Origin of the sequence: Sphingobium fuliginis (assembly GCF_004152845.1) — a bacterium.
GTDB classification, from domain to species: Bacteria; Pseudomonadota; Alphaproteobacteria; order Sphingomonadales; family Sphingomonadaceae; genus Sphingobium; species Sphingobium fuliginis.
The window spans coordinates 101,988-128,733 of record NZ_SEON01000009.1 but is presented as its reverse complement, the minus strand read 5'-3'; the positions used below and the strand labels follow the sequence as shown (position 1 = coordinate 128,733).

The 26,746-nt window shown below is 66.5% G+C and carries 25 protein-coding genes; 15 read left to right on the top strand and 10 right to left on the bottom strand.

The genetic code is table 11. The features are described 5' to 3' along the window. The 5 genes from EWH10_RS19020 to ribH all read left to right on the top strand — a co-directional run bounded on the left by EWH10_RS19020 (position 1) and on the right by ribH (position 4,003). Entirely contained in the window at positions 1 to 528 is a 528-nt protein-coding gene (locus EWH10_RS19020) for a hypothetical protein (RefSeq protein ID WP_044661207.1), read from the top strand. Between the two features lie 20 nt (positions 529 to 548). Then, positions 549 to 1,538 (top strand): bifunctional diaminohydroxyphosphoribosylaminopyrimidine deaminase/5-amino-6-(5-phosphoribosylamino)uracil reductase RibD, encoded by a 990-nt coding sequence (gene ribD, locus EWH10_RS19015; protein ID WP_268236559.1) that lies wholly within the window; start codon positions 549 to 551, stop codon positions 1,536 to 1,538. Positions 1,539 to 1,600: 62 nt separating this feature from the next. Continuing rightward, positions 1,601 to 2,215 (top strand): riboflavin synthase, encoded by a 615-nt coding sequence (locus EWH10_RS19010; RefSeq protein WP_044661209.1) that lies wholly within the window; start codon positions 1,601 to 1,603, stop codon positions 2,213 to 2,215. Between the two features lie 70 nt (positions 2,216 to 2,285). Next, positions 2,286 to 3,569 (top strand): 3,4-dihydroxy-2-butanone-4-phosphate synthase, encoded by a 1,284-nt coding sequence (gene ribB, locus EWH10_RS19005; protein WP_025548279.1) that lies wholly within the window; start codon positions 2,286 to 2,288, stop codon positions 3,567 to 3,569. A gap of 11 nt (positions 3,570 to 3,580) precedes the next feature. Next, positions 3,581 to 4,003: a 6,7-dimethyl-8-ribityllumazine synthase gene (ribH, locus tag EWH10_RS19000; protein ID WP_044661210.1), complete on the top strand. Its 423-nt coding sequence runs from the start codon at positions 3,581 to 3,583 to the stop codon at positions 4,001 to 4,003. Between the two features lie 163 nt (positions 4,004 to 4,166). Here ribH and EWH10_RS18995 read toward each other — a convergent pair whose 3' ends face one another. After that, positions 4,167 to 5,249, bottom strand: coding sequence for an alkene reductase (locus EWH10_RS18995; protein ID WP_025548282.1), 1,083 nt, complete (start codon positions 5,247 to 5,249; stop codon positions 4,167 to 4,169). Positions 5,250 to 5,436: 187 nt separating this feature from the next. Here EWH10_RS18995 and EWH10_RS18990 point away from each other — a divergent pair, with 187 nt between their 5' ends. The 3 genes from EWH10_RS18990 (at position 5,437) to feoB (ending at position 8,307) form a co-directional block, all read left to right on the top strand. Then, positions 5,437 to 6,102, top strand: coding sequence for a COQ9 family protein (locus EWH10_RS18990; RefSeq protein WP_044661211.1), 666 nt, complete (start codon positions 5,437 to 5,439; stop codon positions 6,100 to 6,102). A gap of 88 nt (positions 6,103 to 6,190) precedes the next feature. After that, on the top strand, positions 6,191 to 6,448 hold the full coding sequence (locus tag EWH10_RS18985) for a FeoA family protein (protein ID WP_025548285.1): 258 nt from the start codon (positions 6,191 to 6,193) through the stop codon (positions 6,446 to 6,448). Beyond that, on the top strand, positions 6,445 to 8,307 hold the full coding sequence (gene feoB / locus EWH10_RS18980) for a ferrous iron transporter B (protein ID WP_044661212.1): 1,863 nt from the start codon (positions 6,445 to 6,447) through the stop codon (positions 8,305 to 8,307). Before EWH10_RS18985 ends, feoB begins: the two co-directional genes overlap by 4 nt. 307 nt (positions 8,308 to 8,614) lie before the next feature. Here feoB and EWH10_RS18975 read toward each other — a convergent pair whose 3' ends face one another. From EWH10_RS18975 to mnmA, 8 genes are all read right to left on the bottom strand, one after another. Further along, the gene (locus tag EWH10_RS18975; RefSeq protein WP_044661213.1) at positions 8,615 to 9,295 is read right to left on the bottom strand and encodes a DUF2490 domain-containing protein; all 681 of its coding nucleotides are present in this window, start codon (positions 9,293 to 9,295) and stop codon (positions 8,615 to 8,617) included. A gap of 157 nt (positions 9,296 to 9,452) precedes the next feature. Continuing rightward, positions 9,453 to 11,375, bottom strand: coding sequence for an alpha/beta hydrolase family protein (locus tag EWH10_RS18970; RefSeq protein WP_170825587.1), 1,923 nt, complete (start codon positions 11,373 to 11,375; stop codon positions 9,453 to 9,455). A gap of 106 nt (positions 11,376 to 11,481) precedes the next feature. Continuing rightward, positions 11,482 to 13,605 carry a sodium-translocating pyrophosphatase gene (locus tag EWH10_RS18965; RefSeq protein ID WP_044661215.1) on the bottom strand — a complete coding sequence of 708 codons (2,124 nt, stop codon included), beginning with the start codon at positions 13,603 to 13,605 and terminating at the stop codon, positions 11,482 to 11,484. A 229-nt stretch (positions 13,606 to 13,834) separates the two neighbouring features. After that, a complete protein-coding gene (thiL, locus tag EWH10_RS18960; protein ID WP_044661216.1) occupies positions 13,835 to 14,749 on the bottom strand; it encodes a thiamine-phosphate kinase in 915 nt (304 codons plus the stop codon). 123 nt (positions 14,750 to 14,872) lie between these two features. Further along, the gene (gene nusB, locus EWH10_RS18955; protein WP_025548292.1) at positions 14,873 to 15,319 is read right to left on the bottom strand and encodes a transcription antitermination factor NusB; all 447 of its coding nucleotides are present in this window, start codon (positions 15,317 to 15,319) and stop codon (positions 14,873 to 14,875) included. 65 nt (positions 15,320 to 15,384) lie between these two features. Beyond that, positions 15,385 to 16,674, bottom strand: a complete 1,290-nt coding sequence (gene hisD / locus EWH10_RS18950; RefSeq protein ID WP_044661217.1) for a histidinol dehydrogenase — start codon at positions 16,672 to 16,674, stop codon at positions 15,385 to 15,387. Positions 16,675 to 16,791: 117 nt separating this feature from the next. Beyond that, a complete protein-coding gene (gene hisG, locus EWH10_RS18945) occupies positions 16,792 to 17,454 on the bottom strand; it encodes an ATP phosphoribosyltransferase (RefSeq protein WP_044661218.1) in 663 nt (220 codons plus the stop codon). A gap of 95 nt (positions 17,455 to 17,549) precedes the next feature. Further along, positions 17,550 to 18,656, bottom strand: coding sequence for a tRNA 2-thiouridine(34) synthase MnmA (mnmA, locus tag EWH10_RS18940; RefSeq protein WP_044661219.1), 1,107 nt, complete (start codon positions 18,654 to 18,656; stop codon positions 17,550 to 17,552). Positions 18,657 to 18,780: 124 nt separating this feature from the next. Here mnmA and EWH10_RS18935 point away from each other — a divergent pair, with 124 nt between their 5' ends. The 3 genes from EWH10_RS18935 to EWH10_RS18925 all read left to right on the top strand — a co-directional run bounded on the left by EWH10_RS18935 (position 18,781) and on the right by EWH10_RS18925 (position 19,898). Beyond that, entirely contained in the window at positions 18,781 to 19,077 is a 297-nt protein-coding gene (locus tag EWH10_RS18935) for a hypothetical protein (protein WP_025549749.1), read from the top strand. Positions 19,078 to 19,185: 108 nt separating this feature from the next. After that, positions 19,186 to 19,485, top strand: coding sequence for a CtrA inhibitor SciP (gene sciP / locus EWH10_RS18930; RefSeq protein WP_007687284.1), 300 nt, complete (start codon positions 19,186 to 19,188; stop codon positions 19,483 to 19,485). A 158-nt stretch (positions 19,486 to 19,643) separates the two neighbouring features. After that, on the top strand, positions 19,644 to 19,898 hold the full coding sequence (locus tag EWH10_RS18925) for a GlsB/YeaQ/YmgE family stress response membrane protein (RefSeq protein ID WP_025549750.1): 255 nt from the start codon (positions 19,644 to 19,646) through the stop codon (positions 19,896 to 19,898). Between the two features lie 59 nt (positions 19,899 to 19,957). Here EWH10_RS18925 and EWH10_RS18920 read toward each other — a convergent pair whose 3' ends face one another. Continuing rightward, entirely contained in the window at positions 19,958 to 20,206 is a 249-nt protein-coding gene (locus EWH10_RS18920) for a GlsB/YeaQ/YmgE family stress response membrane protein (RefSeq protein ID WP_025549751.1), read from the bottom strand. 185 nt (positions 20,207 to 20,391) lie between these two features. Between EWH10_RS18920 and EWH10_RS18915 the strand changes: the two genes are divergently transcribed. The 4 genes from EWH10_RS18915 (at position 20,392) to bioD (ending at position 26,689) form a co-directional block, all read left to right on the top strand. Beyond that, positions 20,392 to 21,564 (top strand): efflux RND transporter periplasmic adaptor subunit, encoded by a 1,173-nt coding sequence (locus EWH10_RS18915; RefSeq protein WP_025549752.1) that lies wholly within the window; start codon positions 20,392 to 20,394, stop codon positions 21,562 to 21,564. 52 nt (positions 21,565 to 21,616) lie between these two features. Then, positions 21,617 to 24,775: an efflux RND transporter permease subunit gene (locus tag EWH10_RS18910; RefSeq protein WP_025549753.1), complete on the top strand. Its 3,159-nt coding sequence runs from the start codon at positions 21,617 to 21,619 to the stop codon at positions 24,773 to 24,775. A 175-nt stretch (positions 24,776 to 24,950) separates the two neighbouring features. Further along, positions 24,951 to 26,075 carry an 8-amino-7-oxononanoate synthase gene (locus EWH10_RS18905; protein ID WP_044661220.1) on the top strand — a complete coding sequence of 375 codons (1,125 nt, stop codon included), beginning with the start codon at positions 24,951 to 24,953 and terminating at the stop codon, positions 26,073 to 26,075. Then, positions 26,072 to 26,689, top strand: a complete 618-nt coding sequence (gene bioD / locus EWH10_RS18900; protein WP_044661221.1) for a dethiobiotin synthase — start codon at positions 26,072 to 26,074, stop codon at positions 26,687 to 26,689. Before EWH10_RS18905 ends, bioD begins: the two co-directional genes overlap by 4 nt. Positions 26,690 to 26,746: the final 57 nt, after the last annotated feature.

Sequence of the window (26,746 nt, the reverse complement as noted above, 5' to 3'; positions counted from 1 at the left end):
ATGACGGACAGCAACAGCGCTTTTGCATCCGGCCCCGCCTTACCCTATATCGGCGCGATGGCGATCTTCCCCCGTCCGGTGTCTCCCAAGAGCGCGATGAGCGACCTGTGGAGCTATTTTCGTGAGAACCGGCCTCATAAATGGCCGCTGCTCGGCCTGTCCGTCGCGGTCACCTGGGTCATCATCTGGGCCTTCATCGTCGACGCCAACACCAACACCATGCCGACGCGCAACCAGATATTCTATGTCCAGAGCTGGGACTCCAGCCGGTCCGACGCGGCGATCATCCTCCAGCAGAAGATCGACCTCGCCAAGCGGGAGGCGGCGATCGAGAAGAAGCAGAAGGAAATGCAGGGCGTGGCCGATATTTTCGGCATCGACTGGAAGAAGGACGAGGCCCGCAACACCGCCCGCCGCAAGGAAGCATTGAAGCAGATCAACGCCCAGCTCGACGCCCGGCTGGCCAAGGCCGAGGCTGCGGAGAAATCCGTCCCCGGAGCAGCCCAGAGCGGGGCGGCCCAGCCCTGAGCGCCCGATCCAAAAGCGTCCTGCCCCCCGCCGATCCCGCTCAGGACCGGCGCTTCATGGCCGCCGCCATTGCGCTTTCCGAACGGGGACGCGGCCTTTCCACGCCCAATCCCAATGTCGGCTGCCTGATCGTGAAGGACGGGCATGTGGTCGGGCGCGGCTGGACGCAAAAGGGCGGCCGCCCCCATGCCGAGGCGCAGGCGCTTGAGGAGGCCATGGACCGCGCCCGCGGCGCCACCGCCTATGTGACGCTGGAGCCCTGTTTCCACCTTTCCCCGCGCGGTCCGCGCTGTGCCGACCTGATGGCGCGGGCAGGCGTCCGCCGCGTCGTCATCGCCCTGCGCGATCCCGATCCGCGCACCGACGGGCAGGGCGCCGCCTGGCTGCGCAAGCGCGGCATCGTGGTCGAAATGGGGCTGATGGCGCAGGAAGCCGCCGCCGCGATGCGCGGTTTCGTGCTGCGCCAGACATTGGGCCGCCCGGCCGTGACGCTCAAGCTGGGCCTGTCGCTCGACGGCCGGATCGCGCTGGCCGATGGGTCCAGCCGCTGGATCACCGGTCCGGACGCCCGTGCCCATGCCCATGTGGAACGGGCACGGCATGACGCCATATTGGTTGGCGGCGGCACGCTGCGCACCGACGCGCCCCGGCTGGATGTGCGCCTGGCCGGCCTGGAGGACCGCTCGCCCCGGCGCGTGCTGCTCAGCCATGGCGACGCGCCTGAGGGGTGGGATAGCATTGCCGCGCCGGAAGACATCGCCGCCCTGCCGCATGTCGACCATCTGCTGGTCGAGGGGGGGGCACAGACCGCCGCCGCCTTCCTGCGCGCCGATCTGGTCGACCGCCTGCTGCTCTATCGCGCGCCGATCCTGATCGGCGCCGGGCTTGCCGGGATGGGTGACATCGGCCTGACCGATCTGGCCGGCGCGCATGGCCGCTGGCGGCTCGACGACGAACGGCGGCTGGGCGATGATCGGCTGGAGGTTTACCTCCGCAGCCGGAACGCCTAGATCACCCCGAAAGCCCCGCCCCTTCCGGGCGCGGCCAACGGAACACAAGCAAGGCGCTCCTCATGTTCACCGGCATCATCACCGACATCGGCACCATCCGCACCCATGAACAGCGCGGCGACCTGCGGCTGGCGATCGGCTGCGCCTATGACATGGAATCGGTCGCCATCGGCGCGTCCATCGCCTGTTCGGGCGCCTGCCTGACGGTGGTGGAGAAGGGCGCCGACTGGTTCGCGGTCGACCTGTCGGCCGAAACCGTCGCTCGCACGGCGCCGGGCCTGTGGGACCAGGGCGGCCGCCTCAACCTGGAACGCGCGCTCAAGGTCGGGGATGAGTTGGGCGGCCATATCGTCACTGGCCATGTCGACGGCATCGGCACTTTGGTGTCCGCCGCGCATGAGGGCGATTCGACCCGCCTTGTCATCGCCGCGCCCGCCGCGCTGGCCCCCGCTCTGGCGGCCAAGGGTTCGATCACCGTCGACGGCATTTCGCTGACCGTCAACACGGTGGAGGATCAGGCGGACGGCTCCGTCCATTTCGGCCTGAACATCATCCCGCACACGGCCGCCGCGACGACGCTGGACAGCCTGACGCGGGGCCGCGCCTTCAATCTGGAGATCGATGTGCTGGCGCGCTATCTCGACCGGATGCAGAGCCTTCGCTCTCGCTCAATGTGATTATTGCTTGCCATAATCACATCTTGATGTGATATGCCGCTCCATCCCGCCGTGGGAAGGAGTCTTCAGCATGTCGTCAGCCCTTATCGATACGGTCCGTTCGCTGGTTACGGAGGGCGGCATGTCGCGATCCGGCCTTGCCCGCGCGGCGGGTCTCCATGCCAATTCCCTGCGCAAGCTGGGCGAGGCGGACTGGAATCCGACGGCGGAAACGCTGGGCAAGCTGGAAAGCTATCTCGCCAAGCGGGAGGGCGGCACCGCGCTCGCCTCTCCCGAGGAGATCATCAATGAGGCCCGCAACGGCCGCATGTTCATCCTGGTCGATGACGAGGACCGGGAAAATGAGGGCGACCTGGTCATTCCCGCGCAGATGGCGACGCCCGACGCGATCAACTTCATGGCCACCCATGGCCGCGGCCTCATCTGCCTGGCGTTGAGCAAGGAGCGGGTCGACCATCTGGGCCTGGGACTGATGAGCCGCAACAACGGCACCCGCCACGAAACCGCCTTCACCGTGTCGATCGAGGCGCGCGAGGGCGTGACCACCGGCATCAGCGCCGCCGACCGCGCCCGCACCATCTCCGTCGCGATCGACGGGTCGAAGGGGCCCGAAGACATCGTGACGCCCGGTCATGTCTTCCCGCTGGTGGCGAAGGATGGCGGCGTGCTGGTCCGCACCGGCCATACCGAGGCGGCGGTGGATGTCGCCCGTCTGGCCGGGCTCAATCCGTCGGGCGTCATCTGCGAGGTGATGAAGGACGACGGCACCATGGCGCGGCTGGACGACCTCATCCCCTTCGCCCAGAAGCACAGGATGAAGATCGGCACGATCCGCGACCTGATCGCCTATCGCCGCCGGCATGACCATATGGTGGAACGCCGCGCCGAAACGGTCTTCAACAGCCAGTGGGGCGGCGACTGGAAGGCGATCAGCTTCTACAACAAGGCGACCCAGACCGAACAGCTCGTGCTGCAGAAGGGCCATGTCTCCCCCGACGAGCCGACGCTGGTCCGCATGCACCAGCTCTCCCTGCTGGACGACGTCTATGGATCGACCGGGCCGCGCAACGGCCTGCTTGCCAAGTCGATGGAGATCATCGCCCGGCAGGGAGCCGGCATCGTCGTCGTCCTCGCCGCCCAGGCGCCGGGCGATTTCATGAGCCGCAGCCTGCGCCATCATGCGGGCCAGCCCGACTCCGGCATGGACGAATTGCGCGACTATGGCGTGGGGGCGCAGATTCTGGCCGAACTGGGCGTTCATGACATGATCCTGCTCAGCAACACGCACCACAGCCTGATCGCGCTTGACGGCTATGACCTGGCCGTGGTTGGGCAACGGTCGATCGAGCTTTAAGGAACCTATCCATGGCAAAATTCCTGATCGTCGAAGCGCGCTTCTACGACCATCTCAACGACCTGCTGATCGAGGGCGCGGTCGCCGCGCTGGAGGATGAGGGGCATAAATATGAGGTGGTGACGGTTCCCGGCGCGCTGGAGATTCCCGGCGCGGTGGCGCTGGCGGCGGAAACCGGGCGCTATGACGGCTTCATCGCCATCGGCGTGGTGATCCGGGGCGAAACCTATCATTTCGAAGTCGTGTCGAACGAAAGCGCGCGCGGCCTGATGGCGCTCAGCATGGACGGCATCCCGATCGGCAACGGCATATTGACGGTCGAGAACGAAGCCCAGGCGCTGACCCGCGCCAGGCGGGACGAGAAGGACAAGGGCGGCGAGGCGGCGAAGGCGGCCATCGCCATGCTGGCGCTGCGGGAGAGATTCAGCGCCTGAGACGCCGGATGAAGGTCTGCAAAGGGGCTGCTGCCGGGCGGCCCCTTTCTTTATGCGGTTCGAGGTTGCGGCGGGCCAGGATGGGAGGCCGAAGTTGGCCGATCCCGCCCGCTTTCCTAAGGCGTGAAGGGGGGTGTCCACTTTTCACCCCCCAGACCTCTATTCAGGCCGCTTCCTCCAGCGCCGGATAGTCGACATAGCCTTCCTCGCCCTGGCTGTAGAAGGTCGCCATGTTCGCGCCATTGAGCGGCGCATTGATCCGCAGGCGCTTGGGCAGGTCCGGATTGGCCAGGAAAGCGCGCCCGAAGCTCACGCCGTCTGCCAGACCGCTGTCCAGATCCCGCTGCGCCCGCTCCAGGTCGTAATCGCTGTTCAGGATCAGCGGCCCGGAAAAATGCCGGCGGATGACCGGCGACTGGCGCGGCACGTCGGTCCGGCCGAAGGACCCGTCCGGCCCCGGCTCCCGAAGTTCCAGGAAGGCGATGCCGATCTGCTGCAGCACGTCCGCGGCCGCCGCGAACAGTGCGGAAGGATTGCTGTCGTCGACGCCCTGCGTCTCGCCATTGGGGGACAGCCGCACCGACACGCGGTCCGCACCGATGGCGTCGGCCACCGCCTGCGTCACCTCCCGCAGCAGGCGCACGCGATTTTCGATCGAACCGCCATAAATATCGTCGCGATGGTTGCTGCCGTCGCGCAGGAACTGGTCGATCAGATAGCCGTTCGCGGCATGGATCTGTACACCGTCGAAGCCGGCCGCGATGGCGTTTTTGGCAGCGCGGACATAATCCGCGATCACGCCCGGAATTTCGTCTATGGCCAAAGGCCGCGCCTGTTCATAGGGCTTCTTGCCCTCATAGGTGTGCGCGTCGCCCGGTCCCGCGGTGGCGCTGGCCGAGACGGGCTGCTCGCCGGTCACGCTGCTGTGCACCACGCGCCCCATATGCCAGAGTTGCGCGACGATCCGGCCGCCTGCCTCATGCACGGCCTCCGTCACCGGCCGCCAGGCCTCAACCTGCTCTTCCGACCACAGCCCCGGCGCGAAGGGCCATCCCAGCCCCTGCCGCGAAATGCCCGTCGCCTCGCTGATGATGAGGCCCGCCGAAGCGCGCTGGCGATAATAGTCCGCCATGATCGGCGTCGGCACATGGTCGCGTGTCGCGCGGCCGCGCGTGAGCGGCGCCATCAGCACGCGATTGGGGGCATGGATCGCCCCGAGTTGTACCGGTTCGAACAGATTCGCCATGAAATACTCCCTTTTCAAAGTTGCAGATTGCAACGGGACTTGCCTGCCAAAGCCAGCTAGGATGCCTGGCGAGCCGCTTCAAGACCCTGGCCGCCGCCATGCCGCCAAGTTTTGCTTTCCCCGCCTTCATCTCGGCTAATGCGTCCGCGCGCTTGTACGCCTGCGCGGCGGGGCGTAATAACGGGCCATGACCCCGACGCATCAAGACATGACGCTCGACGAAATGCGGGCCGCGCTCGCCCCGATCCTGCCCCGCCATGCCGCCTTCGACGGCTGGCGCCGGGAAGCGGTGGCCATGGCGGCGGAGCAGTGCGGCATCGATGCCGACATCGCCGCGCTGGCCTTTCCAGGGGGCGCGATGGACATGATCGATGCCTGGTTCGAAAGCATCGATGCGCGGATGCTGGAGGCGCTGCCGGCTGAGAAGCTGGCGGCCCTGTCGATCCGCCAGCGCATAACGCGGCTGGTGGAAAGCCGCCTGACCCTGCTCGCGCGCGACCGGGAAGCGCTGCGCCGGGCGCAGGCGGTCATGGCCATGCCCCGCAACGCGGCCCGCGCCGCCAAACTCGGCTGGCGCGCGGCGGACGTGATGTGGCGCGCCGCGGGCGACGAGTCGACGGACCTCAATCACTACAGCAAGCGCCTGACGCTGGCGGGGGTTTATGCCGCGACCCTGCTGGTCTTCGTCGATGATGAGAGCGATGACTGGGCGGAAACCCGCGCTTTCCTGGCGCGGCGGATCGAAGGCGTGATGCGCTTCGAGCGCGCCAAGGCCCAGTGGAAGGGCATTGGCGGCGGCGAACGGCTGAGCTTCGCCCGCTTCATCGGGCGGCTGCGCTACCCGGCCATATAATCTGCCGCGCCGCCGCACCGATTCGCGCTGGCCTTTTCCAATCGGTATTGATAGTCACTCGCAGAAGTAAATGACGAGTGCCTTACCCTTGCGCCTGACCGACCTGCCGCTGCGCCAACCCGCTTATGTGGACCTGATCGACTGGAACGCGCTGTCCGCGTCCGACGGGCAAAGGCTGCGTGAATTCGGCCTGTGCGAGGGCGCGAGCGTGGAAGCGCTGCACCATGGCGGGTTGCTGGGCCGCGGGCCCATCGCCTGCAAGGTCGGCCGCATGACCATCGCCATGCGCCGCAACCATGCCGCCGCCATCACGGTCCGCACCGGCCCCTCGGACAGCGATCTGTGACGAACCTGCCGCTGATCGCGCTGGTCGGCAATCCCAATGCCGGCAAGAGCGCCCTGTTCAACGCCCTGACCGGGGCGCGGCAGAAGCTGGGCAATTATCCCGGCGTCACCGTGGAGCGCAAGGCGGGCCGCTTTTCCCTGTCGGACGGCCGCCCGATCGAACTGGTCGACCTGCCCGGCACCTACAGCCTCAACCCCACCAGTCCCGACGAACAGGTGACGCGCGACGTCATATTGGGCAGGCAGGCGGGCGAGCGCCTGCCTGACGCGCTGGTCGTGGTGGTCGACGCGTCCAATCTCGACAATCACCTCCGCTTCGCGCTGGAACTGATCGCGCTTGGTCTGCCGACCATCGTGGCGCTCAACATGGTCGATCTCGCCACCCGCGACGGGCTGGAACTGGACGCCCATATCCTCTCCCGTGAACTGGGCGTGCCGGTGATCTCCACCGTGGCGGTGCGCAAGCGCGGCCTGGATCATCTGCGCGGGGAGCTGGAATCGATGCTCGACGGCAGCGCAGGCAAGGTCCGCGCTTCAGCCGAACAGCGCGATTTCGAAGGGCTGCGCCGGGAAGCGCGCCGGATTGCCCGCGCGGCCATCGTGCGCGAAACCCCCTCCCGCCGGCTGACCGCGGCTGTCGACCGGGTGGCGCTGCATCCCGTGGCGGGGCTGATCCTGCTGCTCGCGCTGCTCTTCATCATGTTCCAGGCGGTCTATGCCTGGTCCGCAGCGCCGATCGCCATGATCGAGGGCTTTGTCGCCAGCGCCAGCGACGCCGTGACGGCCGCGCTGCCCGATGGGCTGCTGCGTTCCTTCCTGGTCGACGGGGTGCTGAACGGCGTTGGATCGGTCATCGTGTTCCTGCCGCAGATCCTGATCCTCTTCTTCTTCATCCTGATGCTGGAGGCGACCGGCTATATGGTCCGCGCCGCCTTCCTGATGGACGGGCTGATGGCCAAGGTGGGGCTGTCTGGGCGGGCCTTCATCCCGCTGCTCTCCTCCTTCGCCTGCGCGGTGCCGGGAATCATGGCGACCCGCACCATCGCGGACCCGAAGGACCGGCTGACCACCATATTGATCGCGCCGCTGATGACCTGTTCGGCGCGCCTGCCGGTCTATGCGGTGATCATCGGCGCCTTCATCCCGGCCCGAACGGTGGCGCTCGGCATTGGCTTGCAGGGGCTGGTACTGTTCTGCCTCTACATTTCCGGCATCGTCGGCGCGATGCTGGCCGCGCTGGTGCTGCGCCGCACCGTCACCAAGGGCGCGAGCGGCGGCTTCCTGATGGAGATGCCCAAATATCAATGGCCGCGCCCACAGGACATATTGCTTGGCCTTTGGCAGCGCGCGGTGATCTTCCTCAAGCGCGCGGGCACGATCATCTTCACCTCGACGGTGATCCTCTGGGTGCTGCTGAGCTTTCCCAAGGCGCCGGAAGATAGCGGCATCAGCCAGGTCAACTATTCGGTCGCGGGACGTGTCGCCAACGGGCTCAACCTAGTACTCGCGCCGATCGGCTTCAACCGCGACATCTCGCTCGCGCTGATCCCGGCCATGGCGGCGCGCGAAGTGGCCGTGTCCGCGCTCGCCACCGTCTATTCGCTGGACGCCGACGAGGATGAAGCGAAGCTGGAACGCAGCCTGGGCGACCGGCTGAAGGACAATTGGCCGCTGCCGACCGCACTCGCCTTCCTCGCCTGGTTCGTCTTCGCGCCCCAGTGCATCTCCACCATCGCGGTGACGCGGCGCGAGACCAACGGCTGGAAATGGCCGCTGTTCATGATCGGCTATCTGTTCATCCTGGCCTATGTCGCGGCGGGCCTTACCTACTGGACGGCGACGGCGCTCGGCCTAGGGTAGAGCGCGCAGGTTGATATTGGGTGGAAAGTGGATGCTAAGCCCCACTCTCCCCTGAAGGCGAGGGGAAGTGCGAACGTACATAACTGGCCATTTGCTACGGTCAAATGCACCGTGTTCCTGAGAAGTCAGTGGCCGGATTCCGATGGGGTAAGGCACGAAGGGAGGGTCTTATTGGGGACAATATTGAGCCATTTGAGCCACGATGGCGACGAGGGAGAATGTCCGAGACTATGGTGCGGTCCTCAACCCTCGGCTTTTCCGGCTTTCCGCGCGGAGATGCGGTTCGATCGCACCCCCGCGCCGCAGATCAGAAGGAGAAGTTCAGCGAGAAGGACGCGACATTGTCATTGCTGTCGTCAGCGTCCGGGCGGAAGCCGTGCTGGTGCAGATAGCCGATCTCCGCATTCACATTCTTCGCCACGGGGGTGGTGATGGCGATCAGGTTGCGCATCCGCTCCTCCCCCTGCACCCGCTGGAAATTGGTGGTGTTGAAGTCGATGAAGCTCTCATGGCTGAGGAGCAGCGCGGTCTTGCCGCCTTCCCTGAACGGCAGCACATATTTGACATAGGGACGCAGCCGCCAGGCGGTGCCGTCGATCCCCTCGCGCCAGCGCTCCTCCAGCCGGAGGCGCGCGCTGAGCTGGCCGGGCCCGATCTTCACGATATTGTCGAAGGTGACCTGCTGCCGCCCGCGATGCTCCATCACGGAAAAATGGCCGGCGTCATATTGCGGGTCATGGGTATAGCCCGCCCAGACCGTCACCTTCTTGCCGATCCTGTAGCCGACCAGCGAATTCATCTCGACCTCGTACAGCCCGTCGCGATCGTTGCTGAACCGGGCGACGACCTCTTGCGAAAAGCGCCAATGATCGCTCAGCTTCACCGTCGCGTTCGCTGTGGTCCAGAGCTGTTCGTCCTCGCTGGCATGCGCCACGGCCGGGACGGCCAGCAGGGCAAGCGCGGGCAGCAGCTTGTGGGTCAGTCGCATGAAGTCAATCTCCCCTCGCCATCGTGGCGGACGCGGGCGAACTATGACCGATGCGTTACATTCATGTGACTATCTCATTTCTAATTTATGACAATCTCGCCCGACGCCGAACCGTTCGACCCGCTATAGCGCGCGGTTCGGCGTCGCAGGCCCGGTTTCAGGCCGGATTATGGTCCTTCAAAAAGACGTCGAGCCGTTGGAGGAATTCCAGCCGATCGGCCTGGCGGGAAAAGAAATGGTCGGCCAAAGGCTGTTCGACATAGATATAGTCGCGTCCGGCGACCTTGCCCGCCGCCTTCAGCTTCTCCGCCATTTCGCGCGACTGGTTCACCTGCACCCGCCGGTCCTTCCTGCCATGCATCAGCAGGATCGGCGTTGAGAATTGCGCGGCGAAATTGATCGGAGAAACGGCGGCGAAATCGGGCGCCTGCTCCTTCATCCAGTCCTTGCGCGAACCATGATTGAGGAAGCGGCGGTCATAGCGCATCATGGCCGAGAGGTCCGACACGCCGGCATAGGAGACCGCGCAGCGATAGCGCGCGCCGTCGCGCTGTGCGCCGCGCATCGCCGCATAGCCGCCATAGGAGGCGCCGACGATGCAGACGCGCTTCGCATCGGCAATCCCTTCCTTCACCGCCCAGTCGACCGCGTCGTTGAGGTCGTCCTGCATGGCAAGGCCCCACTGCCCCTCGCCCTTGTCCGCAAAGGCGGTGCCATAGCCGGAGGAGCCGCGATAATTGGGCTGCAGCACCGCATAGCCGCGATAGGCCAGGAACTGCACCCACCAGTCCCATTCCTCGCTGTCCCGTGCGAAGGGGCCGCCATGCGGCATCAGGATCAACGGCAGACCCTTGGGGTCCTTGCCCGCCGGCACGGTCAGCACCGCCGCGATCTCCAGCCCGTCGCGCGCCTTGTAACGGATCGTCCTGACCGGGGAGAGATGGACGCCGGGCCCGAAATTTTCGCTGATCTTCGACAGGATGCTCATCGCGCCGGCGGCGGTGTCGTAATAATAATAGGTGCCCGGCTGGTCCGCGCTGCCGACGTGAACGATCATGCGCTGATGATCCCGGCTGGTGGACACGATCCGGGCGCGGCGATGGGCGCCCACCGCCTTGTCGATGTCGGCCTGGATCTTCGCCAACCCCTCGTCGAACCAGTGCACCCCCGGTCCTTCGGCGGTATAGCGCACCCCGGCGAGGCCGGTGCCGGCGGTGTCGCGTTCGATCCCGTCTATGTCGAAGCCGGGCGCGGCGAAAATCTTCTTGCCCAGTTCCAGCCTTGTCAGGTCATATTCGTACAGCGCGTCAGTACCCTCATGATCATCGCTGGCAATCGCCTTGCCCGGATCGGCCGTGAACAGCAGCGGCACGACCATGGATTCGTCGCGGCGGCGATTCGCCCGGTCGATCGTGCGGAAACCGGACCGGCCGTCGACGCGATAGAGCAGCTTCGACATGCGCGTGGCATCGTCATAGCCCACACCCATGCGCACCGTGCCGGTCGCATCGGCATACCAGGACATGACATTCTGGCGCGACTGCACCACCGGGCGCATCTTGCCGGTGGCGACATCCACCTCGTCCACCTGCGGCCAGAAGCCGAGTTCACTGCCGAAGATGGACGATTGATAGGCGAGCAGGATGCGCGGCGTGCCATCGCGGGCGACCCAGATGACGTCATCGCCATTCTGCGCCGCCACATTCTTGGCCAGCAGGTTGATCTTCGACCCGTCGCGCTTGATGCTGACGACGCGGCTGATCGACCAGGGCATGCCCTGGACGTTGGTTTCGCTGCCTATGCCCGCGATCAGCCAGTCGTCATTGACCCAACGCCACCAGTTGAGATCGTTTTCCCCCAGTTGCAGGGTGCGGATACGGTTGGGCTCTTCGATGATGGAGGCGATCATCAGCAGCAGTTCGCCATTGCGCGACACCCTGGCGGCGAGGCGCATCCCATCGGGCGAGAGTTGCGGTTCCACCATCATCGGCAGTTCGGCAAAGGCCTCGATCGGCCATTCCTTGCGCGGTACAGGCGCCATTTGCGCACTGGCCGACACGCAAAGCTGCGCGAGCGCCATGCCCGCGACGACAGAAAGCCCCCTCAATCTTACCCCCATAATATAATGGCCCCGCCTTTCTATAGGGCGGAGCCATTTTCCTGTCTTTCCCTTTTTTAACGGGGCATTACGCGCCGTGCGCCAGGGCGGCCAGCAGCAGCAGGGCGACGATGTTGGTGATCTTGATCATCGGATTGACCGCGGGGCCAGCCGTGTCCTTGTAGGGATCGCCCACCGTATCGCCGGTCACGGCCGCCTTATGGGCTTCGCTGCCCTTGCCGCCATGATGGCCGTCCTCGATATATTTCTTGGCATTGTCCCAGGCCCCGCCGCCGGAGGTCATGGACAGCGCGACGAACAGGCCGGAGACGATGACGCCCAGCAGCAACGCGCCCAGGGCCGCAAAGCCGTTGGGCGTGCCAGCCACCGCGGAGATCGCGAAATAGACGAAAATCGGCGCCAGCACCGGCAGCAGGCTGGGGACGATCATCTCCTTGATCGCGGCGCGGGTGACGAGGTCCACCGTACGGGCATAATCGGGACGCGAGGTGCCCTCCATGATCCCCTTGTTGGTGGCGAACTGGTCGCGCACGTCCTTGACCACGTCGCCCGCCGCGCGGCCCACCGCCGTCATGCCCATCGCGCCGAACAGATAGGGCAGCAGCGCGCCCAGCAGCAGGCCGACGATGACATAGGGGTTGGAGAGGCTGAAATCGACCGGCTCGGTCAGGCCGAGAGCCGAGTTGTAGAATTTCAGATCCTCCGTATAGGCGCCGAACAGCACCAGCGCGGCCAGGCCCGCCGATCCGATGGCATAGCCCTTCGTCACCGCCTTCGTGGTGTTGCCCACGGCGTCGAGCGCATCGGTCTTGACCCGCACGCTGTCGTCGAGATGCGACATTTCCGCGATGCCGCCCGCATTGTCGGTGACGGGGCCATAGGCATCCAGCGCCACCACCATCCCGGCAAGCGCCAGCATCGCGGTCGCGGCGAAGGCGATGCCGATCAGGCCCGCAAGCTGATAGGCGACGATGATGCCCACGACGATCACCAGCGTCGGCAGGGCCGTCGCCTCCAGACTGACGGCCAGCCCCTGGATGACGTTGGTGCCATGGCCGGTTTCCGACGCGCGGGCGATGCTGCGCACCGGACGGTAGTTGGTGCCGGTATAATATTCGGTGATCCAGACGATCAGGCCCGTGACCGCGAGGCCGACCATCATCGCCCAGAACAGCGCCATGCCGGTATACCCCCCCGCGCCGTCCAGATCGGTACCGAAACGGGCGTTGAGGTCGCCCAGCGCGAACTGCGTCACGGCATAGAGCGCCGGGATGGACAGGATCGCGGTGGTCCAGAACCCCTTGTAGAGCGCGCCCATGATCGACTGGCTCGCGCCCAGCCGCACCATATAGGTGCCGATGATCGAGGTGATGATGCATACCCCGCCGACGATCAGCGGCAATGACATCAGGCGCATCAGGAAGGCGTTGTCGACGCCCGTCACCAGCAGCGCGGTCAGCACCATGGTCGCGCCGACCGTCACCACATAGGTTTCGAACAGGTCGGCCGCCATGCCCGCGCAGTCGCCGACATTGTCGCCGACATTGTCCGCGATGACGGCGGGGTTGCGGGGATCGTCCTCCGGAATGCCCGCTTCCACCTTGCCGACCAGGTCCGCGCCGACATCGGCCGCCTTGGTGAAGATGCCGCCGCCAAGCCGCGCGAAGATGGAGATGAGGCTGGCGCCGAAGGCCAGCGCGACGAGGGAGTCGATCACGATCCGGTCGTCGGGCGCATGGCCCGCGGGTCCGGTCAGATACCAGAAGAAGACGCTGATCGCGAGCAGGGCCAGACCCGCCACCAGCATGCCGGTGATCGCGCCCGCCCGGAAGGCGACGGTCAACCCGCTTTGCAGCGTGCCGCGCGCGGCCTCCGCCGTGCGGACATTGGCGCGGACCGAGATGTTCATGCCGATGAAGCCCGCCGCCCCCGACAGGATCGCGCCGATCAGGAAGCCGACCGCCGATGTCACGCCAAGGAAGAAGAAGACCAGCGCCGCGACGACGACGCCGACCATGGCGATGGTCGTATATTGGCGGCCGAGATAGGCCTTCGCCCCCTCCTGAATCGCGCCCGCAATCTGTTGCATGGTTTCATTGCCGGCGGACGCCGCCAGCACCTGTCGACTGGTGATGAGGCCGTAGAGCACGGCCAGCAGGCCGCACCCTATGGCAATCGTGACAATCTGCATGGATGTTCCTCTCCCCCTGTTATGCCTGTCATCGGCCGCTCCGCAGGGAATGACGGGCGGGCGAAGGGCGTAAGGGCGGGCGGCCGGAACATGCGCTTCCGGCGTCGGGCACCGCGTCAATCAGCATCGTAGCTCACGCACATCATGCGGTCCTACCGGGCTGAGAAAGGTCGGGGGTGAAGCTACAGGGCGGACGGCGCGCGTCAACCCGTTACGATATTAAGGCAAATCAGCCATGTTCCCAGCCGAGCCGGTCCGGCAGCGGGATCGCCACGCCGTCTATCGTCAGCGTCAGTCCCCCGCCCTTGGCGAGGCGGCCGACGGGTATGGCGCGCACGGGCGGCTTCACCGCGGCGGGAAGGGCGAAGAGCAGTTCATAATCGTCCCCCGCCCGAGCCGCAGCGATCTGAACGGCGTTGCTGGCCCCGCGCGTCGCCTCCAGCGCGGGGGAGAGCGGGATATGGTCGATGGTGACGGCAAGGCCGCTCGCCTCCGCCATGCGGGCGGCGTCGATCAGCAGGCCGTCGGACACGTCCATCATCGCATGGACATGGCGGGCGAGCAGCGCGCCCTCCGCCAGACGCGGACGCGGGCGGCGATAGGCCTCCACCAGCGGCCCCGAAGCGCCGGGCATGTTCCTGAGCAGGTCGAGGCCCACGCCCGCATCCCCGACAGGACCGGTCAGATAGAGCCGGTCGCCGGCCTTCGCGCCGCTCCGCGCCGGGATCGGGCCGGTCGCTTCGCCCAGCGCGGTCAGGCTGTAGCTGCGCGGGGCGCCCCGGGGCATCTGCACCGTGTCGCCGCCCAGCAAGGGCATGGCATGGCGGCCAAGCGCCTCGCCCAATCCTTCAAGGAAAGCCGCGTCCCAGGCGTCGTCGCCGGACAGCGCATAGTTGAGCAGGCAGCCGACCGGCTTCGCGCCCTTGGCAGCGAGGTCGGACAGGTTCACGGCGGCCAGTTTCCAGCCGATATCCGCGGGCGGATCGGCCGGCAGATAATGCACCCCCTCCACCATCGTATCGCTGGTGAGGATCAGGCGGGCGCTGCCGATTTCGAGGACCGCCACATCGTCCCGCAAGCCCCGGGCGGCGGGATCGTTCGCCAGCAGGCGGAGAAGGGTCAGGAAACGGGATTCAGCGGACATTGAAATGAAATCCGTTCACCCTGAGCTTGTCGAGCCGAAGGCCGGCGAAGCCAACGGCTTTTTCTCCTTTTTAAGGAAGTGAGGGGCTTCGACAAGCTCAGCCCGAACGGATATTTTCTGTTCCTATTTCCGCACGTCCTTGGCCACGGCGTCCAGCAGCCCGTTCACGAAACCCGCCTCGCGCTTGTCGTAGAAGGCATGGGCGACGTCGACATATTCGCTGATCACCGTGCCGGTCGCCACATCCTTGCGGGCGAGCAGTTCATAGGTGCCGGCGCGCAGGATCTGCCGCATCGGCTTGTCGAGCCGCTCCAGGCTCCAGCCCTTGGAGAGCCGCGCCACGATCAGCCCGTCAATCTCCTCGCGCCGCCGGTCCACGCCCTGCACGACATCGTCGAAGAAGCTTTCCTCCGCCTGCGCATAGGTGACATCCTCTATAGTCGCGCCCAGGCGGTGCTGGTGGAATTCATGCAGCAACAGGTGGAGCGGCGTGCCCTCCATCTCAAGCTGGTAGAGCGCCTGCACCGCGGCGAGGCGCGCGGCGGAGCGGGATTTGGAGCGGTCGTTCATAGTCTTTCCATAACCGTTCGGGCTGAGCCTGTCGAAGCCCTTTGCCGAACGCAGTGAAGGGGAAATTATTTCAAACGCAGCGCCACCGAAGCCGCATGGGCCGGAAGCCCCTCCGCCTCCGCCAGCGCGAAGGCGGCGGGGCCGATGGCGTCGATGCTGCTCTGGTTGAGGCTGAGGAAGCTGGTGCGCTTCATGAAATCCAGCACCGAAAGGCCGGAGGAGAATCGCGCCCGGCGGCCGGTCGGCAGCACATGGTTCGGCCCGGCGACATAATCGCCCACCGCTTCCGGCGTCATCCGGCCCAGGAAGACGGAACCGGCATGGCGCACCTGCTTGAAGAGCGCGTCGGGATCGTCGACCGCCAGTTCCAGATGCTCGGCGGCGAGGCGGTCGACCAGCGGCATGGCTTCCTCGAAGTCGCGCACGACGATGATCGCGCCATTGGCGTTCCAGCTCGCGGTCGCGACCGCCTGCGTGGCGAGCAGGGGCAGGCGCCGCTCCACCGCCGCCGCCACCGCATCGGCAAAGGCCGCGTCGTCGGTGAACAGGATCGACTGGCTGGTCGGGTCATGCTCCGACTGGCTGAGCAGGTCGGCGGCGATCCAGTCGGGATTGTTCTTGCCGTCGGCCACCACGACGATCTCCGACGGACCCGCGACCATGTCGATGCCGACCACGCCGTAAAGCTGGCGCTTCGCCTCCGCCACCCAGGCGTTGCCGGGGCCGGTGATGACGTCGACCGGCCTGATCCGGTCCGTGCCATAGGCCAGCGCCGCCACCGCCTGCGCCCCACCGACGCGCCAGATCTCCTCGATCCCGGCGATGGCGGCCGCGGCCAGCACCAGCGGGTTGATCTCGCCATGGGGGGTGGGCGTGACCATGGCGATGCGCTCGACGCCCGCGACCCTGGCGGGGATGACGTTCATCAGCAGCGAACTGGGATAGGCTGCCCGCCCGCCCGGCACGTACAGTCCAGCCGCATCCACCGCATTCCAGCGCGCGCCGAGACGGACGCCCGCCGCGTCCACGCTGTCGCTGTCCTGCGGCTTCTGCTTTTCATGATAGGCCGCGATGCGCGCCGCCGCGAGTTCCAGCGCGTCGCGCAATTCGGTCGAAAGACCGTCCAGCGCCTTGCGGCATTCGGCGGGTTCGACCGCCCAGCCGCTGACGTTCAAATCATGCCGATCGAAACGGCTGGTATAGTCGGCCAGCGCCGTATCGCCCTGGGCGCGCACGCGCTTCAGGATCGCGGTGACGTCGCGCGACACATCCTCATCGGCCTCGCGCCGGGCATCGACCAGGGCGGCGAAGGCGGCTGCGAAATCGCTGTCGGCGGTGGAAAGGCGGAAGTTCATAGGCCCCAACCTCCTTCCGTCATCCCCGCGGAGGCGGGGATCCATCTCCCATAAGACGCACCAAGCGCAACGTGCGGGAGACGGGTTCCCACCTGCGCGCGAACGACGGTGAAGGGATCACGCCGCATCCTTGACCCCCACGGCCTTGCGGAAGGCATCCACCAGCGGCGTCAGTTCCGCCGATCGCATCTTGAACGCGGCGCGATTGACGATCAGCCGCGCCGACACCTGCATGATGACATTGGTTTCCACCAGCCCATTGGCCTTCAGCGTCGCGCCCGAGGACACAAGGTCCACGATCCGCCGCGACAGGCCCAGCGAAGGGGCCAGCTCCATCGCGCCGTTCAGCTTCACGCATTCCGCCTGAATGCCACGCGCCTCATAATATTTGCGCGTCAGGTGGGGATATTTGGTCGCCACGCGCACATGGCTCATCGCCGCTTCGTCCTCGTCGGCAAGACCTTCGGGTTCCGCCACCGACAGGCGGCAATGCCCCATGTCGAGGTCGACGGGCGCATAGATTTCCGAATAGTCGAACTCTTCCAGCACGTCCGATCCGACGATGCCGATCTGCGCCGCGCCATGCGCGACGAAGGTCGCCACGTCGAAGGCGCGCACGCGGATGATCGCCACGTCCGGCCGATTGGTGGCGAAGCGCAGCGCGCGGCTCTTCTTGTCATGGAATTCCGTCTCCGGCTCGATACCGGCTTTGGCAAGCAGGGGCAGCGCCTCATCGAGGATGCGGCCCTTGGGAATGGCGAAGGTGAGCGGACGAGTCATGACGCGCGGGCCTTACTGGGCGAGGCGGGAAAGGGCAAGGTGGCGCTGGTTCCGGCAAGCGCGGCACTTGCGTGCGCAGGAACGCGCCGGGCTATCTACGCCGCCTCCGCCAGCGCCGCTTCCGTCGCGGCGATCCAGCCGCCGCCCAGCACCCGGTCCCCGGCATAGAGCACCGCCGCCTGCCCGGGCGCGACGCCATATTCGGGCGCGTCGAAGACCAGCCGCTCGCCCTCCAGCCGGGCCGGGACGGGTTTGGCCATGGAGCGCACCTTGGCCGTCAAGGGCCCGGAAAAATCCCCGCCCAGCCAGTTGATGTCGCTCAGCCTTGCCGCCGAAACCGCGAGCGCCGCCTTCGGCCCGACGATCACCCGCCGCGCCTGCGCATCCAGCCGCACGACATAGAGCGGTTCGGCCTGGCCGCCGATCTCCAGCCCTTTGCGCTGGCCGACGGTATAGTGGATCATCCCCTTGTGCGTGCCCATCACGCGGCCGTCGATATGGACGATGTCGCCGCCCTCATCGGCATCCGGCCGCAGCTTGCGCACGATCTTCGCATAGTCGCCGTCCGGCACGAAGCAGATGTCCTGGCTGTCGGGCTTCATCGCCACCGACAGGCCCAGTTCGGCCGCGATCTCCCGCACCTGCGGCTTGGGCAGGCCGCCCAACGGGAAGCGCAGATAGTCGAGCTGCGCCTGAGTCGTGGCGAACAGGAAATAGCTCTGGTCCCGCGCCGGATCGGCGGCGCGATGCAGTTCGGCGCCCTGCGCTCCCTCCACCCGACGCACATAATGGCCGGTGGCCAGGCAGTCGGCGCCCAGATCGCGGGCTATTGCAAACAGATCGGTGAACTTCACCCCCATATTGCACTTCACGCAGGGGATGGGCGTGCGCCCGGCCATATATTCGTCGGCAAAATCAGCGATCACCGAATCCCGGAACCGGCTTTCATAATCAAAGACATAATGGGCGATGCCGATGCGGTCCGCGACCGCCCGCGCGTCGCGTATGTCCTGCCCGGCGCAGCAGCTTCCCGTCCGCCCGACCGCCGCGCCATGATCGTAGAGCTGGAGCGTGACGCCGATGGTCTCCGCCCCCGTGCGCGCGGCGAGCGCGGCGACGACGCTGCTGTCCACGCCGCCGGACATGGCGACGACGATGCGCCGCGCATCGAGCGGCTCGTTGAGCTGGAACTGGGGCTGCATGCGCGCGCATATAGTCGCCCGCCCTTCGGGGTGCCAGACGAATTCAACGTTTCGTCGCATTCCATACCCCATTTTGGGGGCAAATTTACCGGACCTTATCCTTTGCTCCGTAAACCGCTCTCCCATGGATCTGGGATTCCTCAGGACGGGCGGGCTCAAGGCCGGCTTCGTCAAGCCTTCGGGCCGGCGGCGCGTGCCGGTCTGGCCGTCCTTGCGGGCCGCTTCGGCGGCGGCGCAGGCGGCCAGCCCCACCGCGCAGGCGGTCGCAGGCGTCCTGCGGGGGCAGGAGATCGAGGGAGACTGGGTTCAGGAACTGGCCGATATTCTCGCGCCACGTTCCGGCGGCAAGATCGAGGCCGTGGGGCTCGCGGGCAGCTTTAACCCGTTGATCGCGAACCGTTTAAAGGTGGGGAAAGGATGATGAAGGGGGCGTTTACCGTGGCGCTTTAGGGCCTGTTCAGGGCTTGAAGCGCAAACAGGCAAGCACTGCTGAAATCGGCAACGCCAGTGCCGCTTATTGAGGGTGATAATGATCGAAAACCAGAAAATCAGACCTGCACAGGTCGTCGGGCCGCTGGGAGAACCCCTGACTCTGGAAAGCCTGCCGCCCGTCGATACGACTCGCTGGGTCGTGCGCCGCAAGGCTGAAGTCGTGGCGGCCGTGAACGGCGGCCTGCTGACCGTGGACGAAGCCTGCGCGCGCTATTCGCTGACGCTGGAGGAATTTGCGAGCTGGCAGCGCGCCGTCGACCGTTCGGGCATGCACGGCCTGCGCGTGACGCGCATCCAATATTACAAGTCCCTCTACGAACGGCAGCAGAAATACTGATCATCCGTTTCAGCAATGAAGGGTCGCACAGGAAGGCCGCCGGATATGTCATCCGGCGGCCTTCTTCTTTGTCAAGTGCGAAAGGGAACGTAACGCCGACTTCTCCGTTGAACAGATCAGCCCACCCGAAAGGGGCTATGGTCCAAGGAGAGTGAGAAATGGGCATCATCTTGTGGCTCGTTGTCGGCGGCATCATCGGCTGGCTTGCCAGCATGGTCATGCGGACCGACGCACAACAGGGCATCCTGCTGAACATCGTCGTCGGCATCGTCGGCGCGTTCATCGGCGGCCTGATCTTCAGCGGCGGTTCGATCAATGACGGCCTGACGCTTTACAGCTTCCTCGTGTCGCTGGTCGGCGCCATCATCCTGCTCGCGATCGTTAATCTGGTCCGTCGCGGTTCGGTCCGCTAAACAGCGCCGGAGACGATCAAAAGGGCCGTGCTCCGAAAGGGCGCGGCCCTTTTTTGCGTTCAGCCCCGCCCGGAGAAGAAGCGATAGAGCGCCAGCACGCCGATCGCCCCCAGCACCGCCGCGATGAAGCTCGCCTGCTCGCCGGGCGCATAGACGCCCAGCAGCCGCCCGACATAGCCCGCCAGCAGCGCGCCGGCGATGCCCAGCAATATGGTGACGACGCAGCCGCCCGGATCGCGCCCGGGCATGACCAGCCGCGCGATGGCGCCCGCGAACAGGCCGACCATGATCCATCCGAGCAATTCCATCGCCGCCCTCCAGCCGCCATACAGGGCATAGCGCCATAGTCGCGCCGCTTTGGCAAGGGCCAGCAGGTACGACGGAAGGGCTTTGCCGTCCTCCGCACCGCCGTGATAATGGGGGCTTGAGCCGGGTGATGTATTCATATAATACAGCACCCGAACGGCGCCTATGGCCGAAAGATGGGTTCAGGATGAATTACGAAACTTCATTGGTCGGCGACGCTCCGGCAAATGTCCTTGGCGAGCAGGAGGAACGCTCCGTCTGGCGCCGTCGGCTGACGATCGGCGCCGTGATCGCGATCATCCTGATCGCCGCCGCCACCTGGGTCAGCATGCACGGCAAAGGGGCGGAGGCGCCCGCCGGCGCCGTGCAGGCGCCGGTCGTGACGGTGATCAGCCCGGGCCGGTCGACCGTATCCAACACCGTCAGCGCCACCGGATCGCTCGCGGCGCGGGTGGAGATGCCGGTGGGCGTGGTCGGGGAAGGCGGCGCGGTGACGCGCGTGCTGGTCCAGCCGGGCGACTGGGTGCGCGCCGGCCAGGTGCTGGCGACGGTCGAACGCTCCGTCCAGACCGAGCAGATCCGCTCCCTCGCCGCGCAGGTGGAGGTCAACCGCGCCGACGCCAAGCTGGCGCAGGCGCAGCTCGACCGCGCCCGGGCGCTGGTGTCGCGCGGCTTCATCAGCCAGGCCGACATCGACCAGCGCACCGCCACCCGCGACGCCGCCAATGCCCGCGTCAGCGTCGCCGTCGCGCAGCTGGCCGAACAGCGCGCTCGCACTGGCCGCCTCGACATCCGCGCGCCCGCCGCGGGCCTGGTGCTGACCCGCGCGGTGGAACCTGGCCAGATCGTGAGTTCGGGCAGCGCCGTGCTGTTCCGCATGGCGAAGGGCGGGGAGATGGAGATGCTGGCCCAGGTCAGCGAGGGCGATCTGGCCGCGATCCGTCCGGGCAACAGCGCCACCGTGACCCCGGTCGGCGGCACGGCGCAATTTGCCGGGCGCGTCTGGCAGGTGTCGCCGGTGGTCGACAATCAGACCCGGCAGGGCATCGCCCGCATCGCCATCCCCTATAATCCGGCGATCCGTCCGGGCGGCTTCGCATCCGCCGCGATCGTCAGCGGCACCGGCTCCGCGCCGATGCTGCCGGAATCGGCGGTGCAGAGCGACGAGAAGGGCAATTTCGTCTATGTCGTCAACGGCCGGGACGAGGTGCAGCGGCGCGACGTCAAGATCGGTCAGGTGACCGATGCGGGCGTGTCGATCCTGAACGGCCTCAACGGCGACGAACGCATCGTGGCTTCGGCCGGCGCGTTCCTGACGCCGGGGCAGAAGGTGAAGCCGGAAGCCGGCAAGTCGAAATGAAGCGGCGGGATGCGTCTGACCGGCGCATCCACCGGCAGGCGAGGAAGCCGTCATGAGTTTTCGTAATATCTCCGCCTGGGCCATCCGCAACCCGGTGTCGCCGATCGTCCTGTTCGTCGCGCTGCTGCTGGCCGGCCTGGTCAGCTTCAGCCGGATGGACGTCAACCAGAATCCCGACGTCAGCTTCCCCATGGCCAGCGTCGTCGTGCGCCAGCCCGGCGCCGCGCCGACAGAGCTGGAGACGCAGGTGACGCAGCGCGTCGAGGCCGCAGTGCGCGGCATCAGCGGCGTGGACGAGATCACTTCCTGGGTGTCGGAGGGCGAATCCAACACCAATGTGCAGTTCCAGATCGGCACGCCCGTCGACCGCGCCGTCAACGATGTGAAGAACGCCGTCGACCAGATCCGCAGCGACCTGCCCGAAGGGATATTGGAGCCGCAGGTCAGCCGGGTGGACATCGACGGCGGGCCTATCGCCTATTTCAGCGCCGAAGCGACCGACATGACGCTGGAGGAGCTGTCCTGGTATGTCGACAATACGGTGGCGAAGCGGCTGCTGGCCGTGCCGGGCATGGCGGCGGTCAAGCGCGGCGGCGGCGTGTCCCGCGAAATCCGCGTCATCTTGGACCCGGCCAAGCTGCAGTCGCATGGCATCACGGCGTCCCAGGTCAACCAGCAGCTTCAGCAGGTGAACCTCAACGCGGCGGGCGGCCGCACCGAAATCGCGGGCGCCGAACAGGCGATCCGCGTGCTCGGCAACGCCCGCGACGCCTATGCCCTGGGCCAGACCCAGATCGCCATTTCCGGCGGCCGCACCGTCAAGCTGGCCGATCTGGCCGACGTGCGCGACATGTATGCCGAACAGCGTTCGCTGTCCCTGATGAACGGGCGGCAGGTGACCAGCTTCAGCATGGAAAAGGCCAAGGGATCGTCCGACGTCACCGTCTTCGACGAGGCGATGAAGGTGCTGGACCAGCTCCGGAAGGAAAATCCGAAGGTCCAGTACAAGCAGCTCTACACCAGCGTCGAATATACCAAGGGCCAGTATCACAGCGCCATGCAGGCGATGATCGAGGGCGCGGTGCTGGCCGTCGTCATCGTCTTCCTGTTCCTGCGCGACTGGCGCGCGACCATGATCTCCGCGCTCGCCATTCCGCTGTCCGCGATCCCGGCCTTCTGGTTCATGGACATGATGGGCTTCACGCTGAACGGCATCTCGCTGCTGGCGCTCAGCCTGGTGGCGGGCGTGCTGGTCGACGACGCCATTGTCGAGATCGAGAATATCGTGCGCCACATGCGCATGGGCAAAAGCGCCTATCAGGCCTCCATCGACGCCGCCGACGAAATCGGCCTCGCGGTGCTGGCGACCACCATGGCGATCGTCGCGGTGTTCCTGCCCGTCGCGCTGATGCCGGGCATTTCGGGCCAGTTCTTCATTCAGTTCGGCATGACCGTGGTGGTCGCGGTGCTGCTCAGCCTGGCCGTCGCGCGCCTGATCACGCCGATGATCGCGGCCTATTTCCTGAAGGCGCATGGCCAGGAAAGCCATGGCGAGGGCTGGCTGATGGACGCCTATATGGCCGTGCTGCGCTGGTCGCTGGACGAGCGCAAGGCCGTCGCCCATCGCGCCCGTGGCGGCATGGCCCGCTTCACCGCCTGGATTCGCGACCACCGCATCTGGACGCTGGGCATGGGTTTCCTGGCCTTTGTCGCCACGATCTTCGCCTTCGGCACGCTGCCCATGTCGTTCCAGCCGACGATCGACACCGATTTCAGCCAGGTGAAGATCGAAACCGTGCCCGGCAGCACCCTGCAACAGACGACGGCGATCACGCGCAAGGTCGCGGACATGCTCGCCGCCGACAAGGATATGGTAGAGGCCGCCTTTGCCGACATCCAGACGACGGGCGCCGACATCTTTCTGACATTGAGGAAGGACCGGCCCATCTCCTCCGTCGAATGGGAACGCAAGGTCGCGCCCAAATTCCAGCAGGTGGCCGACGCCCGCGTCAATTTCCAGTCGCAATCGGGCGGCGGCTTCGGCCGCGACATCATCATCATGTTCGGCAGCGACGATCCGGTGAAGCTGGAGGAAACCGCCAACAGGCTGGTGGCGGAAATGGCGGGCATCCATGAAATCCGTGCGCCGCGGGTGGCGGGCGACATGAACCGGCCGGAAATCGTCATCAAGCCGCGCTTCGACCTGGCCGCCAGCCTGGGCGTCACCACCGCCGCGCTCAGCCAGACGATCCGCGTCGCGACGATCGGCGACATCGACCAGAACAGCGCCAAATTCTCGCTGTCCGACCGGCAGATTCCGATCCGCGTGGCGGTCGCGGAAAACAGCCGGCGCGACCTTGCGACGATCCAGAACATGCCGGTGCCCACGGTCAGCGGCGGGTCCGTACCGCTGAAGGTCGTGGCCGACATAGAATTCGGCGCGGGCCCGACGCAGATCCGCCGCTACAACCAGATCCGCCGCATCGTCGTGGGCGCGGACCTGGCGCCGGGCATCGTGACCAGCCAGGCCATGGCCAAGATCGACGCCCTGCCGACCATGAAGGCCATCGCCGCCGGCAAGATACTGGGCGTGCAGAAGCTGAATACCGGCGACAGCAAGTGGCAGGCGGAGATGATCCAGAATTTCGTCATCGCCGTCATTTCCGGCATCATGCTGGTGCTGGCGGTGCTGACGCTGCTCTACAAGCGGCTGATGCCTCCGTTCGTCAACCTGGGGTCGCTGCTGCTGGCGCCGCTGGGCGGGGCGGTGGCGCTGCACCTGACCGGCAATCCGGTGTCCATGCCCGTGCTGATCGGCCTGCTGATGCTGCTGGGCATCGTCGCCAAGAACTCGATCCTCGTCATCGACTTCGCGCTGGAGGAGATGGGCAAGGGCGTGCCGAAGCTGGAGGCGATCATCGACGCCGGGCACAAGCGCGCCCAGCCCATCGTCATGACCACCGTGGCGATGGTGGCGGGGATGGTGCCCACGGCCCTGTCGCTGGGCGGCGACGGCGCATGGCGCGCGCCCATGGGCATCACCGTGATCGGTGGGCTCATCCTCTCGACCGTGCTGACGCTGGTGATCGTGCCCGCGACATTCAGCCTGGCGCTGGGGATCGAGGAATGGGTCGGCCCGCGCCTGGGCCGCCGCCTGCTGACCTACAAGCCCGGCGACAACCGCGCTGCGACGGCGCAACCGGCGGAATAGGGTGGTTTCTGCCTTTCAGCTTTTCTCATAATGCGCCGTGCTCCCGCGAAGGCAGGGGCACGGTTCACCTGAACCGAACGCGAACGCCCGCTATCCGCCCCACCGTGCCAAAGCCGGACGGCGGATCGGCGGTCGGGCTTGCCCGCTCCCGCTCCGCGGGCCTATAGGCCGCGCCATGACCAGCGAACCCTTCCGTTCGCAGCTCGCCGCGCTGGAAAAGCGCGGCCGCCTGCGCAGCCTGACGCCTCGCGCCGGGCGCGACTTCGCTTCCAACGACTATCTCGGCTTGGCGGGCGATCCGATCATCGGTCAGGCCGTGGCCGATGCCGTGGCGCGCGGGGTGCCGGTGGGGTCCGGCGGATCGCGCCTGCTGCGCGGCAACGCGCCCGAACATGAAGGGCTGGAGGCGAAGGCCGCCGCTTTCTTCCGGACCCAGGCGGCGCTGTTCATGGCCAACGGCTTTGCCGCCAATCTGGCGCTGTTCTCCACCCTGCCGCAGCGCGGCGACCTAATCGTCGCGGACGAGCTGATTCACGCCAGCGTCCATGACGGCATCCGCATGTCGAAGGCCGCGGCCGTCTTCGCCCGCCACAATGATGTGCAAAGCTTTGCCGACCTGATCGCCGCCTGGCGGCAGGAGGGCGGCAAGGGGCGGGTGTGGATCGCGGTCGAAACGCTCTATTCGATGGACGGCGACATGGCGCCGCTCGGCGACCTCGCGACGCTGGCGGCCAGGCATGACGCCATGCTGATCCTGGACGAGGCCCATGGCACCGGCGTCTTCGGCCCTTCCGGACGGGGCCTGTCGGCCGGGCTGGACGGGCTGCACAATGTCGTGACGCTGCACACCTGCGGCAAGGCGATGGGCGTGGAGGGCGCGCTGATCTGCGGGCCGCGCATTCTGATCGATTACCTCATCAACCGGGCGCGCGCCTTCATCTTCTCGACCGCGCCGTCGCCGCTGATGGCGGTGGCGGTCTCCGCCGCGCTGGACCGGATCGAGCAGGCGGGCGACCTGCGCGAGCGGCTGAAGACGCTGATGGTCGATGCGGGCGAGAATATCTGCGCGCCGCTCGGCCTGCCAAGCCCGCGCAGCCAGATCGTGCCGGTGATATTGGGCGAGGACCGCCGCGCCATGGCCACCGCCGCCGCCTTGCAGGAGGCCGGCTTCGACGTGCGCGGCATCCGTCCGCCGACGGTGCCGCCGGGCACCAGCCGGCTGCGCATCTCGCTGACGCTGAACGTGGGGCGCGCCGACATCGCCGCCCTGGGCGACATTTTGCGGCGGGTGGCGACGTGAGCGGCTTCATCGTCACGGGCACCGATACGGACATCGGCAAGACGGTCTTTGCCGCCGGCCTGGCGGGTGCCCTTGGCGCCCATTATTGGAAGCCGGTGCAGGCGGGCGTCGATCCGGAGGGCGACAGGGAGCGGGTCGCCGCGCTGTCGGGCCTGCCTCCGGCGCATATCCTGCCCGAAGCCTATCGCCTCACCACGCCCGCCTCCCCCCATCTGGCGGCGCGGATCGACGGGGTGGAGATCGCGCTTGACCGGCTTGCCCTGCCGAAGGTGGACGGCCCGCTGGTGGTCGAGGGCGCCGGCGGCCTGATGGTGCCGGTCAGCGACAGGATGCTGATGATCGACCTGTTCGCGCATTGGGGCCTGCCCGCGATCCTTTGCGCGCGGACGGGGCTTGGCACCATCAACCACAGCCTGCTCAGCCTGGAGGCCCTGCGGGCGCGGGCCATCCCCATCGCCGGCATCGTCTTCATCGGCGAACCGCATGAGGAAAATGAACGGATCGTTCCGCTGCTGGGCCAGGTGCCCAGCCTTGGCCGCCTGCCCTGTCTCGATCCGCTGGATGCGGGGCAGTTGCGGACGGCTTTCGCAGCATCGATCCGTCTGCCCGGCTAAAGACCGGTGAGGCAAAGCGGAAAACGCCCAAGTTTTTCGACAAACGACATGGACATC